Origin of the sequence: Bradyrhizobium sp. IC3123, assembly GCF_020193625.1 — a bacterium.
Lineage (GTDB): Bacteria > Pseudomonadota > Alphaproteobacteria > Rhizobiales > Xanthobacteraceae > Bradyrhizobium > Bradyrhizobium yuanmingense.
The window spans coordinates 490,737-506,900 of the sequence record NZ_JADYVF010000005.1; the positions used below are offsets into that span (position 1 = coordinate 490,737).

At 64.3% G+C, this 16,164-nt stretch carries 18 protein-coding genes; 8 read left to right on the forward strand and 10 right to left on the reverse strand.

Going from position 1 to position 16,164, the window contains the following annotated elements:
• Positions 1-33: 33 nt before the first annotated feature.
• Genes cyoD through I6F20_RS19815 form a run of 4 tightly spaced genes read right to left on the reverse strand, consistent with a single transcriptional unit; the run spans position 34 to position 3,881 of the window.
• The gene (cyoD, locus tag I6F20_RS19800; RefSeq protein WP_036026014.1) at positions 34-420 is read right to left on the reverse strand and encodes a cytochrome o ubiquinol oxidase subunit IV; all 387 of its coding nucleotides are present in this window, start codon (positions 418-420) and stop codon (positions 34-36) included.
• Complete coding sequence (locus tag I6F20_RS19805) at positions 417-1,058, reverse strand: cytochrome (ubi)quinol oxidase subunit III (protein ID WP_036026017.1); 642 nt, start codon at positions 1,056-1,058, stop codon at positions 417-419. The genes cyoD and I6F20_RS19805 overlap by 4 nt, the downstream gene beginning before the upstream one ends.
• On the reverse strand, positions 1,058-3,058 hold the full coding sequence (gene cyoB, locus I6F20_RS19810) for a cytochrome o ubiquinol oxidase subunit I (RefSeq protein WP_225127606.1): 2,001 nt from the start codon (positions 3,056-3,058) through the stop codon (positions 1,058-1,060). Before cyoB ends, I6F20_RS19805 begins: the two co-directional genes overlap by 1 nt.
• Complete coding sequence (locus I6F20_RS19815; protein ID WP_225127494.1) at positions 3,048-3,881, reverse strand: cytochrome ubiquinol oxidase subunit II family protein; 834 nt, start codon at positions 3,879-3,881, stop codon at positions 3,048-3,050. The genes cyoB and I6F20_RS19815 overlap by 11 nt, the downstream gene beginning before the upstream one ends.
• Before the next feature lie 243 nt (positions 3,882-4,124).
• Here I6F20_RS19815 and I6F20_RS19820 point away from each other — a divergent pair, with 243 nt between their 5' ends.
• Entirely contained in the window at positions 4,125-4,925 is an 801-nt protein-coding gene (locus I6F20_RS19820; protein WP_036037896.1) for an SDR family NAD(P)-dependent oxidoreductase, read from the forward strand.
• Positions 4,926-5,082: 157 nt separating this feature from the next.
• Here the strand turns inward: I6F20_RS19820 and I6F20_RS19825 are convergent, their stop codons facing one another.
• Positions 5,083-6,396 (reverse strand): PQQ-dependent sugar dehydrogenase, encoded by a 1,314-nt coding sequence (locus tag I6F20_RS19825; protein WP_518513062.1) that lies wholly within the window; start codon positions 6,394-6,396, stop codon positions 5,083-5,085.
• A 263-nt stretch (positions 6,397-6,659) separates the two neighbouring features.
• Here I6F20_RS19825 and I6F20_RS19830 point away from each other — a divergent pair, with 263 nt between their 5' ends.
• From I6F20_RS19830 to I6F20_RS19840, 3 genes are all read left to right on the forward strand, one after another.
• Positions 6,660-7,850 carry a urate hydroxylase PuuD gene (locus I6F20_RS19830; protein ID WP_036004266.1) on the forward strand — a complete coding sequence of 397 codons (1,191 nt, stop codon included), beginning with the start codon at positions 6,660-6,662 and terminating at the stop codon, positions 7,848-7,850.
• 143 nt (positions 7,851-7,993) lie between these two features.
• Positions 7,994-8,851: a VOC family protein gene (locus tag I6F20_RS19835; RefSeq protein WP_225127495.1), complete on the forward strand. Its 858-nt coding sequence runs from the start codon at positions 7,994-7,996 to the stop codon at positions 8,849-8,851.
• 76 nt (positions 8,852-8,927) lie between these two features.
• On the forward strand, positions 8,928-9,203 hold the full coding sequence (locus tag I6F20_RS19840) for a hypothetical protein (RefSeq protein WP_036004252.1): 276 nt from the start codon (positions 8,928-8,930) through the stop codon (positions 9,201-9,203).
• Here I6F20_RS19840 and I6F20_RS19845 read toward each other — a convergent pair.
• Positions 9,200-10,237: a L,D-transpeptidase family protein gene (locus I6F20_RS19845; protein WP_225127496.1), complete on the reverse strand. Its 1,038-nt coding sequence runs from the start codon at positions 10,235-10,237 to the stop codon at positions 9,200-9,202. The genes I6F20_RS19840 and I6F20_RS19845 overlap by 4 nt on opposite strands.
• Before the next feature lie 177 nt (positions 10,238-10,414).
• On the opposite strand from I6F20_RS19845, the gene I6F20_RS19850 reads away from it, so the two are divergent.
• On the forward strand, positions 10,415-11,377 hold the full coding sequence (locus tag I6F20_RS19850) for a lytic transglycosylase domain-containing protein (protein WP_074447519.1): 963 nt from the start codon (positions 10,415-10,417) through the stop codon (positions 11,375-11,377).
• Between the two features lie 43 nt (positions 11,378-11,420).
• On the opposite strand, the gene I6F20_RS19855 is transcribed toward I6F20_RS19850, so the two are convergent.
• Complete coding sequence (locus I6F20_RS19855; protein ID WP_225127497.1) at positions 11,421-12,485, reverse strand: DUF1236 domain-containing protein; 1,065 nt, start codon at positions 12,483-12,485, stop codon at positions 11,421-11,423.
• Between the two features lie 108 nt (positions 12,486-12,593).
• Between I6F20_RS19855 and I6F20_RS19860 the strand changes: the two genes are divergently transcribed.
• Positions 12,594-13,052: an NUDIX hydrolase gene (locus I6F20_RS19860; protein ID WP_225127498.1), complete on the forward strand. Its 459-nt coding sequence runs from the start codon at positions 12,594-12,596 to the stop codon at positions 13,050-13,052.
• An 11-nt stretch (positions 13,053-13,063) separates the two neighbouring features.
• Here I6F20_RS19860 and I6F20_RS19865 read toward each other — a convergent pair whose 3' ends face one another.
• Positions 13,064-14,047 carry a Bug family tripartite tricarboxylate transporter substrate binding protein gene (locus I6F20_RS19865; protein ID WP_225127499.1) on the reverse strand — a complete coding sequence of 328 codons (984 nt, stop codon included), beginning with the start codon at positions 14,045-14,047 and terminating at the stop codon, positions 13,064-13,066.
• 429 nt (positions 14,048-14,476) lie between these two features.
• On the opposite strand from I6F20_RS19865, the gene I6F20_RS19870 reads away from it, so the two are divergent.
• Positions 14,477-15,121 (forward strand): hypothetical protein, encoded by a 645-nt coding sequence (locus I6F20_RS19870; protein ID WP_225112709.1) that lies wholly within the window; start codon positions 14,477-14,479, stop codon positions 15,119-15,121.
• Positions 15,122-15,150: 29 nt separating this feature from the next.
• On the forward strand, positions 15,151-15,387 hold the full coding sequence (locus tag I6F20_RS37965) for an HGGxSTG domain-containing protein (RefSeq protein ID WP_275945393.1): 237 nt from the start codon (positions 15,151-15,153) through the stop codon (positions 15,385-15,387).
• Between the two features lie 113 nt (positions 15,388-15,500).
• Here the strand turns inward: I6F20_RS37965 and I6F20_RS19875 are convergent, their stop codons facing one another.
• Both I6F20_RS19875 and I6F20_RS19880 read right to left on the reverse strand, forming a co-directional pair.
• The gene (locus tag I6F20_RS19875) at positions 15,501-15,683 is read right to left on the reverse strand and encodes a hypothetical protein (protein ID WP_225127500.1); all 183 of its coding nucleotides are present in this window, start codon (positions 15,681-15,683) and stop codon (positions 15,501-15,503) included.
• Between the two features lie 171 nt (positions 15,684-15,854).
• On the reverse strand, positions 15,855-16,079 hold the full coding sequence (locus tag I6F20_RS19880) for a hypothetical protein (RefSeq protein WP_225112710.1): 225 nt from the start codon (positions 16,077-16,079) through the stop codon (positions 15,855-15,857).
• Positions 16,080-16,164 lie beyond the last annotated feature (85 nt).

A 16,164-nucleotide genomic window follows, 5' to 3' on the forward strand; every position in this document is an offset into this window, starting at 1 on the left:
ACAAGCAAGCGGCTCTTTCTTTTTGCGCGGCTGTCACTGCATCCGCATGATCTGGTCCATCGGCGGCATGTTGGCGTTGAGATTCGCCATGATCCAGACCGTGCCGCCGACCACCAGGAACACCACCAGCAGCCCGAAGGCGAGCGCCAGCACGTTGTTGGTGTTATCGGGGCCGGTGGTGATGTGCAGGAAGAACACCAGATGCACGCCCATCTGTGCGATCGCGAGCACGATCAGCGCGACGGGAATCGAGGGCTGCCAGACCAGGTCCGTGCCGGCGATGAAGAACGACGTCGCCGTGAGCAGCAGCGCGAGCACGAGCCCGACGACGTAACCGAGGATCCTCGCGCCGACGCTATGCTCTTCTTCCTCGCCCGGCGCGAGGTCGCGTTTGACCATCCCATGCGTCTGCTCACTCATGGCGCGCTCCCGAGCAGGTAAACGACGGAGAACACTGCGACCCAGACGATGTCGAGCGCGTGCCAGAACAGCGCAAAGCACGTCATCCGGCGCAAGATGTCTGCGCGAAAGCCCTTGGCGAACACCTGGGCCATCATGGTGAGAAGCCACAGCACGCCGGCGGAGACGTGAAGGCCATGGCAGCCGACCAGCGAGAAGAACGCGGTCAGGAACGCACTGCGTGACGGGCCATAGCCGCGCGCGATGAGGTCGGCAAATTCGCGAAACTCGAGAACGAGGAATATCAGCCCGAGCACGCAGGTCACGGTCATGCTAAGATAAAACCAGAACCGGTTGCGCACGTCGGCGGCGATGCTGGCCATGCCGCAGGTGAAGCTCGACAACAGCAGGCAGACCGTCTCGATCGCCACGTTCCTCTGCTCGAAGATCTCCGCGCCCTTGGGGCCGCCGGCGGTCTGGCCTGACAGCACCGCATAGGCCGCGAAGAAGCAGGAGAACATCACGATGTCGGAGAGCAGGAAGATCCAGAAGCCGTAGGCGGTCACGATCCGCTTCGGCGCGGGGCCGGGATGCTCGATGACGAGGCCGATATGATGGGGATCGGCGTGCGCGTGGCCTGCGGTCGCGGTCATCGCCATCAGACTGCTCCCGCCATGCTGACGAGGTTGCGCCGTTCCTCGATGTTGCTGCGGTCGATGCGGGCGACCTCCTCGGCCGGGATGACGTATTCGTCATGGTCGCGCCAGGCGAACACGACGAAGGTCGCCCAAGCGCCCAAGCCGCCCAGGATCACCATCCACCAGATGTGCCAGATCAGCGCGAATCCCATGATGGTGGCGAAGAAGGCACAGACGAATCCGGTCGGGGAATTCCGGGGCATCTCGATATCCTGATAATCCGGCGTCTCATGCGCGAGCGATTGCTGCTTCGCGCGCGCCTTCATGTCCCAATAGGCGTCCTCGCCGCGCACATCGGGATTGAAGGCGAAGTTGAACACCGGCGGCGGCGACGAGGTTGCCCATTCCAGCGAGCGCCCGTCCCAGGGATCGCCGGTGCGATCGCGCAACGCCTCGCGATTGCGGATGCTGACGACGAGCTGCACGATCTGGCAGATCACCCCGATCGTCAGCACCGCCACACCGACCGCCGCAACGATCATCCAGGGCCGCCAGGCCGCGACGTCGTAGTGCTGCATCCGCCGCGTCATGCCCAGCATGCCGGCAATGTAGAGCGGCATGAAGGTGATGAAGAATCCGACGAAGGTGAACCAGAATGCAGCCTTGCCCCAGCGTTCGTCGAGACGGAACCCGAACGCCTTCGGGAACCAGTACTCGAAGCCGGCAAAAACGCCGAACAGCACGCCGCCGATGATCACGTTGTGGAAGTGCGCCACCAGGAACATGCTGTTGTGGAGGATGAAGTCGGCCGGCGGCACCGCGAGCAGCACGCCGGTCAGTCCGCCGATGAGGAACGTCACCATGAAGCCGACCGACCACAACATCGGTGTCGCAAAACGGATGCGGCCGCCATACATTGTGAACAGCCAATTGTAGATCTTCACGCCGGTCGGTATCGCAATGATCATGCTGGCGATGCCGAAGATGGCATTGACGTTGGGACCTGCGCCCATCGTGAAGAAGTGGTGCAGCCAGACCATGAAGGAGACGACACAGATCGCCATGGTCGCGAGCACCATGGAGCGGTAGCCGAACAGCGCCTTGCCGGAGAAGGTCGAGACCACCTCGGAGAAGATGCCGAAGGCGGGCAGCACCAGGATGTAGACCTCGGGATGGCCCCAGGCCCAGATCAGGTTCATGAACATCATGACGTTGCCGCCGGCCTCGTTGGTGAAGAAGTGGAAGCCGAGATAGCGGTCGAGCAGCAGCATCGCCAGCGTCGCGGTAAGGATCGGGAACGCCGCGACGATGAGGAGGTTCGAGGCCAGCGTGGTCCAGCAGAACATCGGCATGCGCAGGTAGTTCATCCCCTTGGTGCGCAGCTTCAGCACGGTGGTGACGAGATTGATGCCGGCCACCAGCGTGCCGACGCCGGAAATCTGCAGCGACCAGGCGTAATAGTCGACGCCGACGCCGGGCGAATAGGACAGTTGCGACAGCGGCGGAAAGGCGAGCCAGCCGGTGCGCGCGAATTCGCCGACCACGAGCGAGATATTGACCAAGAGCGCACCCGTCGCCGTCAGCCAGAAGCCGACCGAATTGAGCGTCGGGAAGGCGACGTCGCGCACGCCGAGCTGGAGCGGTACGATGAGGTTCATAAGCCCGATCACGAACGGCATCGCCACGAAGAAGATCATGATGGTGCCGTGCGCGGAGAAGATCTGGTTGTAGTGCTCCGGCGGCAGATAGCCCTGCGACTGATACGCCACAGCCTGCTGGATCCGCATCATGATGGCGTCGCTGCCGCCGCGCAGCAGCATGACCGAGGCGAGCAGGATGTACATGACACCGATGCGCTTGTGGTCGACGCTGGTGATCCATTCGCGCCAGAGATAGGGCAGATGTCCCTTCACCACGACCCAGCCCAGCACGCCGAGGATCGCGACAAGCACCACCGCGCCGGCGACGAGCGGAATCGGCTGGTCGAGCGGGATGGCCGACCAATCGAGCTTACCGAGCATCATGGCCTCCACTGTGCGACCGGCCTGCTTCGGACGCGAGGGCCGGCCCGGGCCCCGGCGGAATGTGCTGGGTCGCGATCAAATCGAACAGGCGCGGATCGTCGAGGCGGTAGACCGGCCTGCCCTTCTCAATGCCCTGCTGCATCAGCTTCTTGTAGCTGTCCTCGTTCAGCACCGCGTCCGTCTTCGCCGTATGCGCCACCCAGTCCGGGAAGGCGAGCGGCGAGATCACGTTGACGTCGAACATCATGTCCGGGAAACCGTCGCCGGAGAAATGCGCGGACAGGCCCTGAAGCTTGCCTTCGTTGTCGGCGCGCAGGTTCAGCTTCGTCACCATGCCGTTCATGGTGTAGATCATGCTGCCGAGCTGCGGGATGAAGAACGTGTTCATCACGCTCGATGACGTCAGCTGGAAATTCAGCTCGGCGCCGGCCGGCACCGTCAGCGTGTTGACGGTGGCGATGCGCTGGTCCGGATAGATGAACAGCCATTTCCAGTCGAGCGAGACCGCCTGGATCCGCACTGGGCTGCCGGTGCCCGGCACGGGCGCGGCGGGATCGAGCTGGTGCGAGCCGATCCAGGCGACGCCGCCGAGCAGGATCACGGTGAGCGCCGGAATAGACCACACCACCATCTCGACGCGGCCGGAATAGACGAACTCCGGCTGGTAGCGCGCCCTCGGATTCGAGGCGCGAAACCAGAACGCGAAAGCCAGAATCGCGAAAATGGTCGGCACCACGATCACGAGCATGATGAAGACCGAATCGACCAAAATAGTTCTATTGGCCGCAGCCACGGGCCCTTGCGGATCGAGCAGATTCATCGGCAAGCCACTGGTGGTTGGGAAGCCCCGGGACTGAGCCTAGCGCGGGAAAGGCTCCGCGACAAACGCTGCGAGGCCGGAACGGTTCCTGGACCGCAACGGCCAGCCATGCGCGATGGACCGGCCGCCACATGCAATTCCGTGCGATGTCAATGACATGAACGCGGAAAGCGCGCTCTTCTCTCCCAGGAGCGCGATTGCTAGTCTGCACGAAAATAATGACAAGGACGGGAGTGAACCGAGATGCGCTTGAAGGACAAGGTCGCGATCGTCGTCGGAGCCGGGCAAAGCCCCGGCGAAGGCATGGGCAACGGCCGCGCCACCGCGCTCACCTTCGCGCGCGAGGGCGCCAAGGTCTTGTGTGTCGACCACCATCTGGAATCGGCGCAGGAGACGGTCACGATGATCACCGCGAAAGGCGGCACGGCGGCGGCCTTCAAGGCGGACGTGACCAAGGCTGCGGATATCAAGGCGATGGTTGCGGACGCGCAATCGCGCTGGGAGCGTATCGACGTGCTGCACAACAATGTCGGCGTCAGCCTCGCCGGTGGCGATGCCGAGCTGCTGCAAATAACCGAGGAGGCGTTCGATCGCGTCGTCGCGATCAATCTGAAGAGCTGCATTCTCGCGGCGAAGGAAGTGATCCCGATCATGCGCGCGCAGAGAAGCGGCGCCATTATCAACATCTCGTCGATGGCCGCGATCACCACCTATCCTTACGTCGCCTACAAGGCGACGAAGTCGGCGATGATCGCCTTCACCGAACAGCTCGCCTACCAGAACGCCGAATACGGCATCCGCGCCAACGTCATCCTGCCCGGCCTGATGAACACGCCGATGGCCGTCGACACCCGCGCCCGCGAATGGCACAAGACCCGCGCCGAGGTCGAAGCCGAACGCGACAGCAAGGTGCCGCTGCGCAGAAAGATGGGTACGGGCTGGGACGTCGCCAACGCCGCGCTGTTCCTGGCGAGCGACGAGGCGAATTTCATCACGGGCGTGACGCTGCCGGTGGATGGCGGTGCGAGCGTGAGGCGAGGATGAGGTGCTCTTCTTCCTTCTCCCCTTGTGGGAGTAGGTGGCGCAAAGCGCCGGATGAGGGGTTCTCTCTACACCTGAGACTGCTCGTGACGATAGATACCCCTCACCCGGCTTCGCGTTCGCGAAGCCACCCTCTCCCACAAGGGGAGAGGGTGCAGCGTCACCGCGGCGCGCTTGTCACCCGCCAGATCGTGCCGTTGCCATCTTCCGAGATCAGCAGCGATCCATCCTTCGCCACCGCCACTCCCACCGGCCTGCCCCACACTTCCGTATCGTTCACGACGAACCCCGTCACGAAATCCTCGTACTCGCCGGTCGGCTTGCCGTCCTTCATGCGGATGCGGATCACCTTGTAGCCGGTGCGTTTCGACCTATTCCAGGAGCCGTGCTGGGCGGCGAAGGCGTCGCCCTGGTATTCGGGCGGAAACTGCGCGCCCTGGTAGAAGGTCATGCCGAGTGAGGCCGAGTGCGGCTGGATCAGCACATCGGGCACCGTCACCTTGTCCTTGAGATCCGGCCGCGCGCCGGCATGGCGCGGGTCTTCATTGCCACCGATATAGAACCACGGCCAGCCGTAGAACGCGCCTTCCTTCACGCTCGTGACGTAATCGGGCACGAGGTCGTCGCCGAGACCGTCGCGCTCATTGGTCGAGCACCAGGGCAGACCGGTCTGCGGCTGGATCGCGAGGCCGACGCAGTTGCGGATACCGGTGGCATGGATCTTTCGCTCCTTGCCGTCAGGGTTGAAGGCCAGCACCGCGCCGCGCTCGAGCTCGCTGGCCCATGTGGCGCCGAGCGGCTGCGTCTTCGCCCACGCCTCCATCCCGCCGGGCGGCGTGCCCATGCCTTCGGCGACGTTGCTGAGCGAACCCACCGACACCAGCATACGCTTGTTGTCGGGCGTGAAGACGATATCGCGGGTGGAATGGCCCCCATCTGGCAGGCTTGCGACAACCGTCTCCGCTTTGCCGCGCGCCTTCACATCGCCGGCCTTGTAGGGAAAGCGAACGACGCTGTCGGTGTTGGCGACATAGACCCATTGCGGATTGTCGCCGTTCGGAAAGAAAGCGATGCCGAACGGCTGCCGCAGGCCGCTGGCGAAGATCTCGTTGGTCGCGACCTTGCCGCCCTCGCCCGCGCGCAGCACCCGAACGGTGCCGGCGCGTGTTTCCGCGACGAACACATCGCCATTCGGCGCCGCGCGGATGATGCGCGGCGCACGCACGCCTTCGGCGAACAGCTCGATCTTGAAGCCGGCCGGCACCTGGAGCTGGGCTTCCGGCGGACGCGGCACCACGCGCGACGAGCTCGCAACCGATCGCGTGGCGCCGGGCCTGACCAGATCCTGCGGCCGGATCAGCCTGACCGTGCCGGGCTTGTCGGCGCGCCAATCGCCATAGGCGTCCTTGCCCTGCAACACGGGCTCGGCGTGTGCGCCGGCCGCCGCAGCAGCAGCCAGCAGCGCTGCGAGCATCGCCACGAACGTTATCCTGTCGCTCAATTCGTCGTCCTCCGCCTTGGGCGTGTCGTGCGTCAACGCCGATCACCCGCAAAAGGTCTCTCGGCGAGTTTGGCGCCTGCCGAATCCCACGTCAGTTCATGCCCGCACGATGTGCATCAGCCGCAGTCCATCATACTGGAAAATGCGGTTGAACGGTGCGACACATTGTGAGGGCGGCGATCGCCGGTTACGGTCATGGAGGCTGCGGCATCCAGGTCGCGCCGGATGAGGAGATCATGTGGGGATCCGTCATATCGGAATGGGCGAGCCTGCTGCTGCGCTGGCTGCACGTGGTGGCCGCAATCGCCTGGATCGGCAGTTCCTTCTATTTCATCGCCCTCGACCTCAGCCTGAAGCCGAAGGCCGACCTGCCGGGCGGCGTGCAGGGCGAGGCCTGGCAGGTCCATGGCGGCGGCTTCTACCGGATCATGAAATACCTGGTCGCGCCCAGCCAGATGCCGGACGAGCTGACCTGGTTCAAATGGGAGGCCTACACCACCTGGCTGTCCGGCTTCGCGCTGATGGTGGTGGTGTATTATCTCGAGGCCGACTTGTTCCTGGTCGACAAGTCGATCCTCGACCTCACATCATTCCAGGCCGGACTGTTCAGCTTCTGCAGCCTGGCGCTGGCGTGGCTGCTCTATGAGGCCGCCTGCCGCACCGGGCTCGCCCAGCGCGAACTGCCTTTCGCCATCGGCGGCTATCTGTTCCTGGTCGCACTCACTTACGCCTTCACCCATGTGCTGAGCGGACGCGGCGCCTTCAACCAGATCGGCGCGATCATCGGCACCATCATGGTGGCCAACGTCTTCACGCTGATCATCCCGAACCAGAAGAAGATCGTGGCCAGCCTGATCGCCGGACAGGCGCCTGACCCCAAGCTCGGCAAGGCCAGCAAGGAACGCTCGGTCCACAACAATTACCTGACGCTTCCCGTCGTCGTGCTGATGATCAGCAACCACTATCCCCTGCTCTACGCCACGCGCTTCAACTGGATCATCGTCGCGATCGTCCTGGCGCTCGGGCCGGTGATCCGCCACTTCTTCAACGAGCGTCATGCCGGGCGCAAATCGCCCTGGTGGGTGTGGGGCGTGGCCGCGGCCGGCGTGATTGCGATCCTCCTCCTCTCCGCCGCCGGACCGCGCGAGGTGAAGACGGGCGCATTGTCGGCGCCGGTCACGGCCGCCAATGTCGAGGAGATCGTGATGTCCCGCTGCAGCATGTGCCACGCGGCCGAGCCGGTCTGGGCCGGCATCGTCACCGCACCGAAGGGCATTGTGCTCGACACGCCCGAGCACATCCATCGCAACATTCGCCTGATCGGGCGGGTTGCAGCCTGGTCCAATTCCATGCCGCCCGGCAACATCACCGAGATGACCGGCGAGGAGCGCGCCGTCCTCGCGGCTTACCTCGAGCAGGCGCGCTGAAGCGCGTCGGAGGATGCATCGCGCGGAATGAAATTCCGCATCTCTCGCCGAATTGAAAATGACTTGACGGCCCATCCGGCGTAGACATGGCCGACAGCCGCCGGCGCGGCGCAAAATCAGCTTGCAATCGGGGAATAGCAACAGTGGCCCTCAAGAACGTCATCGGTATCGACCACGCCGTCGTCATGGTGAAGGACCTCGACAAGGCCGCCGAGAACTACAGACAACTCGGCTTCACGGTCTCGCCGCGCGGCACCCACAGCGCGCATATGGGCACCGGCAATTACACCATCATGTTCGACCCCGACTACATGGAGCTGCTCGGCGTGCTCGTGGCAACCGAGCACAATGCGCCGGCCCGCGCCTTCGTCGAGCGCCATGGCGAGGGCATCGAGCGCATCGCTTTCACCGCAGTCGATAGCACCGCCGGCGCCGAGGAGATCCGTGCACGGGGCCTGGAGCCGATCGGCCCGACCGATTTCGAACGCCCCGTCACGCTGCCAGACGGCACGATCTCGGCGGCGAAATTCCGCACCTTCATGTGGCCGACGGCTGAAGCGCCGGGCGGCGTGCGCATCTTCGCCTGCCAGCACAAGACCCGCGAGACTGTGTGGATCCCCGAGCTGATGACCCACGCCAATGCGGCCAAGCGGATCAAGCAGACGCTGATCGCAACGCCGGAGCCCGCCAAGGAGGCCGCGCATCTCGCCCGCCTGATCGACCGCGAGGCGAAGACCGACGCGGACGGCGCCGTCATCGTGCCCTCCGGCGGCGATCGCGCCGACTTCGTCTACCTGACGCTGGACCAACTCGCCAAGCGCTATCCCGGCGTGTCGCTGAATGGCCTCTCAGAGCGCGGTGGCGCCGCGCTGGTGCTGGTCAGCGGCGATCTCGCGGCGACCGAGAAGGCGCTGGGGCCAGCCGCGGTGCGGAGCGGAGCTGCGATCTGCGTGCCGCCGGCCAAGGCCAACGGCACCCTGCTCGCCTTCATTGCCGGCTGATTTGAGCCAATTCTTTAACGGGCGTTTACCCGGCGGCTGTAGACTTCCCGGCCATCAAGCCACCGGGGCCAAACGCATGTTCAAAGAGGGATCGCCGATCGCCTATGACGCGCCGGCCGAGCTGAAGAAATGGCCGTCGCTGAAGGGCGAGCGGCAGAAGGATCGCGGGCCGCCCTATCTCGTCTACAACGGCACGCTCGCCGAATGCGTCCGCGAGCTCATGGGCAAGCCGATCAAGGGCATCTCGCTCTACGACATCATGACGACGCCGCAGGCCGCCTTCGATCAAAACGTGCTGTCGCCCGGCGACGCCGCGGAGATCGCGATGCGGAAGGATTTTCCGAAGGACTAGTTCGCGGCACGCTTCGCAGCGGGCGTGCCCTGCCGCTTCGATGAGGATTCCGTCGGCGCATCGAGGAAGACGACGGGCATGCCGCGCTTCACGTTCTCGCCGAGCACACGCGCGTCCCAATTGGTGAGCCGAACGCAGCCGTGCGACGCCGACTTGCTGACCTTGTCGGGCTCTGCCGTTCCGTGGATGCCGTAGCCCTGCGCCGACAGGCCGATCCAGTATGCGCCCACCGGATTGTTCGGACCCGGCTTAATGTCGAACGGTCTCTTGGACTTGACGCTCTTGAACTTGTAGTCGGGATTGTAGCGGTAGGTCGGCAGCTCGTGGCTGGCGGTGACCTTCAGCGTTCCGGTTGGCGTCGGGCGATCCGGACTGCCGACTGACGCCGGATAGAACGCCAGCAGAGCGCCGCTTGCGTCGAACGCTTTCAAGGTCCCGTTGGTCTTATCGACTTCGAGCCGGGCAATGCGCGGCAGCTCGCGCCGCGCCGGAACGTTTGTGACGACGATCGTCTCTCCGGCCTTGTCGAAGGTCTTGCCCGGATTGAGCGCCTTGAGCAGATCCGCGCTCATGTGGAATTTCTCGGCAAGTCCTTCGAGCGGGCTGGTGTAGCTCAGCGCGTCCAGCGACTTCATGTCATCGAGCTTGGCCGGCAGCTTCTTTAAGAACGGTCCCTTCACGTCGGCGTCGGTGATCTTGTAGTCGACGAGAATCGGGCCCTCGCTCGCCGCGGTCAGCTTGTCCCAGAGCTCCGGCGCCACAACCTTGTCGGATGCGATGCCGTTCTGCTCCGCGAACGCCTTGAGCGCCTTCTGCGCGTTCTCGCCGAACTTGCCGTCGATCTCGCCGGGCGAAAATTGCGCGCGATCGAGCAGCACCTGAAGCTTCACCACGGCTGCATTCAGCTTGTCGGTGGCCGGCGGCTTCGCAGGACGCGCAGCCTCGTTCACCGCAGCCCGATCGAGATTGCCTGCGAGCGCCGGGCCGGCGAGCCACAGCGACATCACCGCGCCTAGTATCCATCGCATCGTCATCGCGCATCCCATTCGCAAACAGCCCGCAAAGCCGCGGAGAGTTTCTCTTCGGGAACACCGTAGTAACACCGAAGGAACCGACGAGATCGCAGCTTTGCCGCAATCGGACGGTTAAGAACTTCCTATCGCCGGCGCATCGCTGGCCGTTCATCCCACAGTTCGAGGTTCTCCCAGCAAATGCGATTTGTCGTCGCGGCTTGCGCCGCGTTTCTGCTTCTGATGTGCGATCTCGATCCATCGGCATCCCGCCAAGCATCACGTTTCGACACCACTGTTCTCAAGAACAATCATGCCTCGTCACTTGTTCCGGTGGTCGAGCTCTTCGTCGCCAGCGTGCAAGCGATCGAGCTTGCCAACGCGCACGCGGCTTACGAGCAGGTGATCGAGCCACCGCGCGCGGTCGAGCCGTTGGTGCAGGCGGAGCCCTCGCCAACCGAACGATTTTGTCACGCGCTGCGCGAGGCCGCCGAATCCAGCGGCATTCCGGTGCCGTTCTTCGCGCGCCTGATCTGGCAGGAGAGCCGCTTCAAGTCCAACGAGGTCAGCCATGCTGGCGCGCAGGGCGTCGCGCAGTTCATGCCGGGGACGGCCGCCGAGGTCGGGCTCGACGATCCCTTCGATCCGATGAAGGCGCTGCCGGCGTCGGCAAAATTCCTGCGCAAGCTGCGCGACGATTTCGGCAATCTCGGCCTTGCTGCCGCGGCCTACAATGCCGGTCCCGGCCGCATCCAGAAATGGCTTGCCAGGCAGAGCGAGCTGCCGCGCGAAACGCGTGACTATGTCCGGATCATCACCGGCACCAAGGCCGAAGACTGGACCGAACGGTCGGAGGCACTCGCGATCCGCATCGACCTGCCGCGCGAAGCGCCATGCGAAGGCATCGGCAGTCTTTCGAAGGCCAAGGACGTCGCCTGGGTTCCGGTGAACCTGACGCCTTCGGTTGCGAACATCATTCGCAAGGCGGAGCAAGTCGCGGCGCGCGTGACGACGAAGGGCGCCCGCAAGCGGCTCGCCACACTGTTGCGGAAGAATGTCACGGCTCCCGGCAAGGCCCGCAGCATGATCGCGGCACGCGCGGCCGGAAAGAGCGCGAAGGCTCGCGCCGTTCGTCTCGCATCGCGCGAACGGACGTCAGGCTAACGATCGGAGCCGCTCGCTTGCGGCGGCTCCGACCTAAATCGACCTAGTCGATCTCCTCGATCACCCGCCGCTCGCGCGGCTCGATGACATAGGTCCGGGTGTCGCGGTGGATGTAGCGATATTCACGCAAGCCCGGCGCATCGCGATAGACCGTGGTCGGGAATTCCTCGACCTCGACGCTCTCGGGAAGACGGTCACCGACGCGGATCTCACTACGCGCTGTGCTGCCGGTGGTCCGCACTTCCTTGCGCCCCTCGGTACGGGTTTTCGCATGCTTGCGGATCACCTCGCGATCGCGATCCGAGAACTTGCTGGCGCTACGCTCGCGCGGGGTCGTCGTTGTCGCCGTGGACTGGCCTGAGTATGGCAGCACCGTCACGATCTTGTAGGTCGCCGGATCGACCACGACGATCTGATCTTTCACCAGCGCAAAGCTGTAGCCGCGATATTGCGGCACGATCTCGACGACGTCGGGCGGCAGCGTCGAGAGGTGCACGTCGCGCGGCACCACCGTGCCGACGTTCAGCGCGAAATTGACGTTGGTCAGCGGCCGCACGTTGAGGTGCGAGATCGACGCGCTGATCTTGGTCTCCTGCTGCTTGTTGAGGTTGACGTCGGTCTGGGCGGCCGCCTGGTTGCTCGTCGGCGCAGACGGTGCCTGCTGGGCCTGGTTGGTTCCAGATGCGGCCGGTGCCTGCTGGGCTTGATTGCTGGCCGGCGGCGGATTGGACCGGTCCTGCGCCTGGTTGGTGTTCGCAGCTGGCGGGTTGGCACTCTGCTGCGTTGCAGGCTGGTTACCGGCTGCATTGGAATTCGCCGTCCCGCTCTGCGACTGCGCAGTCGAGCCCGTATCGGCGGTGCCGGAGCCGGACGATGGTGGATTGGCCTGCGTGGTCTGGGCCGGCGTTCCCGACGACGGGGATTGCTGCGGTTGCGATGTGGTCTGCTGCTTGTCGGTCGCGCTCGACGGCGAGGTCGTGGATGGCGCGGTGGAGTTCGACTGGGACTGCGGCGTCTGCTGAGACGGCGGATTCGTGCTGGGCGATTGCGCATACGCGGCGCTCGCCAGCACCACCCCCAATGCGGTGGTTGCCAACAGGCGGATCATGGTTCACTCCCTTTCATCAAATGAACATTGGCTACTAACCTGCGCTAGGACGCGCAGTTCCACTTTTTCCCGAGGGAAGGCCGCGGCTCTTTTTCTGCGGAACCTGCAATGCCATCGAAGAGTGCCGGGATCATCGCCTATCGCAAGCGTGGGAACATCGAGGTGCTCCTGGTCCATCCCGGAGGGCCGTTCTGGCGCAACAAGGATCTCGGCGCATGGTCGATCCCGAAGGGTGAATACATGGACGGAGACGACGCGGAGATCGCGGCGCGACGTGAGTTCGCCGAGGAGCTGGGACTGGAGCTTTCCCTGCCGCTGACCCCGCTCGGCCAGGTCAGGCAGCGCGGGGGCAAGCTCGTCACCGCGTTCGCGGCCGAGCTCGATCTCGACGTGCGCAGCATTCGCAGCAACACGTTCGAGATGGAATGGCCGCCGCGCAGCGGCAAGCGGCAGGCCTTTCCGGAAGTCGACCGCGCCGAATGGTTCACGCTCGACGCGGCGCAGGAGAAGATCAATGCAGGACAGCGTCCGCTGCTCGACCGGCTTAAGCTGCTGATCGGCAGATAGCGCGTCGCGCCCTATTCCGCCTTGATGTTCGCGGCCGCAACCACCTCCGCGAGCTCCTTGGTCTCCTTGGCGATCTTCGCGGCGTAGTCGGCCGGGCTGAGCACGCTGACGACGCCTTGCGCGCCGAGCTTCTCCTCGGCCGAGGGATCCTTGGCGGCGGCGACGATCTCCCGATGCAGGGTTTCCAGGATCGGCGCGGGCGTTGCCTTCGGCATGAAGAAGCCGACCCAGAACGAGATGTCGAATCCGGGATAGCCGGCTTCCGCCACGGTCGGCACGTCGGGCAGCGCCGGCAGCCGCTCGGCCGAGGATACCGCCAGCGCGCGCAGCTTGCCGGCCTTGACCAGCGGCACGGCGGAGAGCGGATCGAACACTGCCAGCACCTCCTGCGCGAGAATGCCGACCTCGGCGGCCGAGCCGCCGCGATAGGGCACATGGATCAGCTTGATGCCGGCCTTCTGGCTGAGCAGCTCCATGGCGAGATGGGCGAGATTGCCGTTGCCGCCCGAGCCGTAGGCGAGCGCGCCGGGCGCGGCCTTCGCCGCAGCGACGAGATCGGCCACCGACTTGACGTTCGCCGTCTTGGGATTCTCGGGATTGACGACGAGGACGAGCGGCGCCGAGACCACTGTGGTGAGCGGCGCAAAATCGACTTGCGGATCGTAGCGGATGTCCTTGAACAGCGTCTTGTTCAGCGTGATCGTCGACGAGTTGCAGGCGAGCATGGCGTAGCCGTCCGCATCGGCGCGCGCGACGCCTTCGGCCGCGATCATGCCGTTGGCGCCGGCGCGGTTCTCGACGACGAAGGGCTGGCCGAGCTTGTTGCTGAGCCGATCGCCAATGATGCGCGCGACGACGTCGACCGGGCCGCCCGCACTGAAGCCGACCATGATCTTGACCGGCCGCGACGGATATTTCTGCGCGAGAGCCTCTGTCGCCGGCGCCAAGGCGCATAGAGCTGCGATGACTGCCAGCAGGCGGGCGGTTCGTTGCATTCGTTCTCTCCCAGACCTCTTGGCGCCGCTTGTGCATGCTTGTTGGTGCGACGCCGTAGAAGTCATGAATAGCGGCCGTGCCGGATTTCGCAATCGCGTTTGAGCGCCGGCATTCCGCCGCACGGCACGTGTGTGCCGCTTCCAAAACAAAAGTGCGAAAACAACCCCATGCACAGTAGACCGCCCCTTTCAGAACAAAGGCTTGCGCAGGGCCGAGGAAATTTTTCGGATTTACGAAATAAATTCTGTCGCGTCGGGCAAAACAGTGCCATAATGCCATCATCGCAACGGTCGCGAGCGTCACGGCCTGCCGGCCCGGACCCGTGCCGACGCGGTTGCGCCTAAACCCTTCATCGACATTCCGAAATCCGCATTCGCGCGCAGCGGCGAACGGCCGTTCGCGCTTGCGCGCTCAAAGGACACATGCCCATGACGACAGCTCTCGAACGCCACATCCCCTCGCCGCTCGCGGCATCCGATCGCAGCGTCCCCGCCGCGACCCCGCGCGTAAAACTCTACAAGCGGCGCATTGCGATCAGCCATCCCGACCCACAGGCCGGCGAGCGGCTGCTGGCCGAGGCGCTCGGCGCCGCCGACCGCGACGCGATGCACGGCATATTGAGGCAATTGGTCAAGGCCAGCGTGGTCGGGCAGAAGCCGGATGAGGCCAATCTCGCCTTCATGATCTCGACCATCAGGAGCATCGCGCCGAAGGATTCCATCGAGGCCTTGCTGGTCTCCCAGATGGTGTCGGTGCACATGGCGGCGATGCGCTGTGCCTGCCGTCTCGCCTGCACCGACGATCTGACGCAGCAGGAGGGCATCGCCCGCGCCTTGACCCGGCTCTCCCGCACCTTCGCCGCCCAGGTCGAAGCGCTGAACCGCCACCGCAACAGCGACGAGCGCGCGATCACGGTGCAGAATTTGTCAGTGCAGGACGGCGGACGGGCGATCGTGGGCAACGTCACGCAGCATGCCAGCATGATCATTGCGGAGGCTGGCGCAATGGAGACGACTTCGAATGCAGAAACGGGCGCAGGCCGCGAGGTCCATACGAGTGGCGCCTGCGTATGACCGGCGATCACATCCGTCATACCGATGCAATGCAGTCGAGCCCGCGCTGCGGGGCGCAGACGCGCCGCGGTCTCGCGTGCCGCGCGCCAGCCGTGCACGGCAAGCGCCGCTGCCGCATGCATGGCGGCGCGCCAAGATCGGGCGCTCCGAAGGGCAACCGGAATGCATATCAACATGGAATGTGCACACCGGACGCCCGCGCCGAGCGACACCGGATGAAGGCCTTGCTGGAGGACGCTTGGAAGCTGCTGATCGAGTTGAAATAGATTGCGGCCCAGGAGCGACGCGGATGACGCCATTCCGGCGCGAGACATGACCTCAAGAAAACGAAGCTCTGATGGAGCCTTAAGCCAGAAAGCTCGGTGCCGCAGCCATAGAACTAGGGCCGTGTATTTGCCGGAGCCACAGGGACAATCTGCAGCCCAGCTGCGTTCAGCGCTTCAGTGATTTGCTTGGCCAGCAGCTTGGCTTCCTCAGTGCCGATTTGAGCGTCGGGAGCGTCCTTGAAGAACGCGCAAGCCGTCGTCGCGATGATGGTATGGACCTGGTGCGGATCAACCATTTGGTGCACGCGAGATTACTTCACCGGGCTTGGTGGTGCGTCAGGCTGCAGGGCCGCCGCGCTCACCGCAAGCCAAAGAACGAAAGAATGGCCGCGATCACAACGACGAGTCCTATGAGGTAGATCAGACCGTTCATCGCAATTCTCCCTTTTCGACGTGATGGCTTTGATTCATTCGACGGCCGTCGCCGCGTCCCTGGCATTGCACTGCCGAGCAGCCAGTTTTTCGAGCTCCACTTCCTTCTCGATGGCCGCCAGAGAGTTGCCAATCTTGTCGACGATCCTGACCAGATCGGCATTGGAGATGCGAAGCCGCCTGCGGACCGACTTGACCTGCTCGGCGCTCGCAAGATCGAGCGTTGTGCGAATGGGCCGTGGTGGTCTCGAGGACAGCATGATCGGGTCTCCTTAACCGAGGTAAGAGAGACGATGTCCTTTTGTTCCTATGTCGGTGGGCGGAAGCTTTCGATGGCGAAGGCGA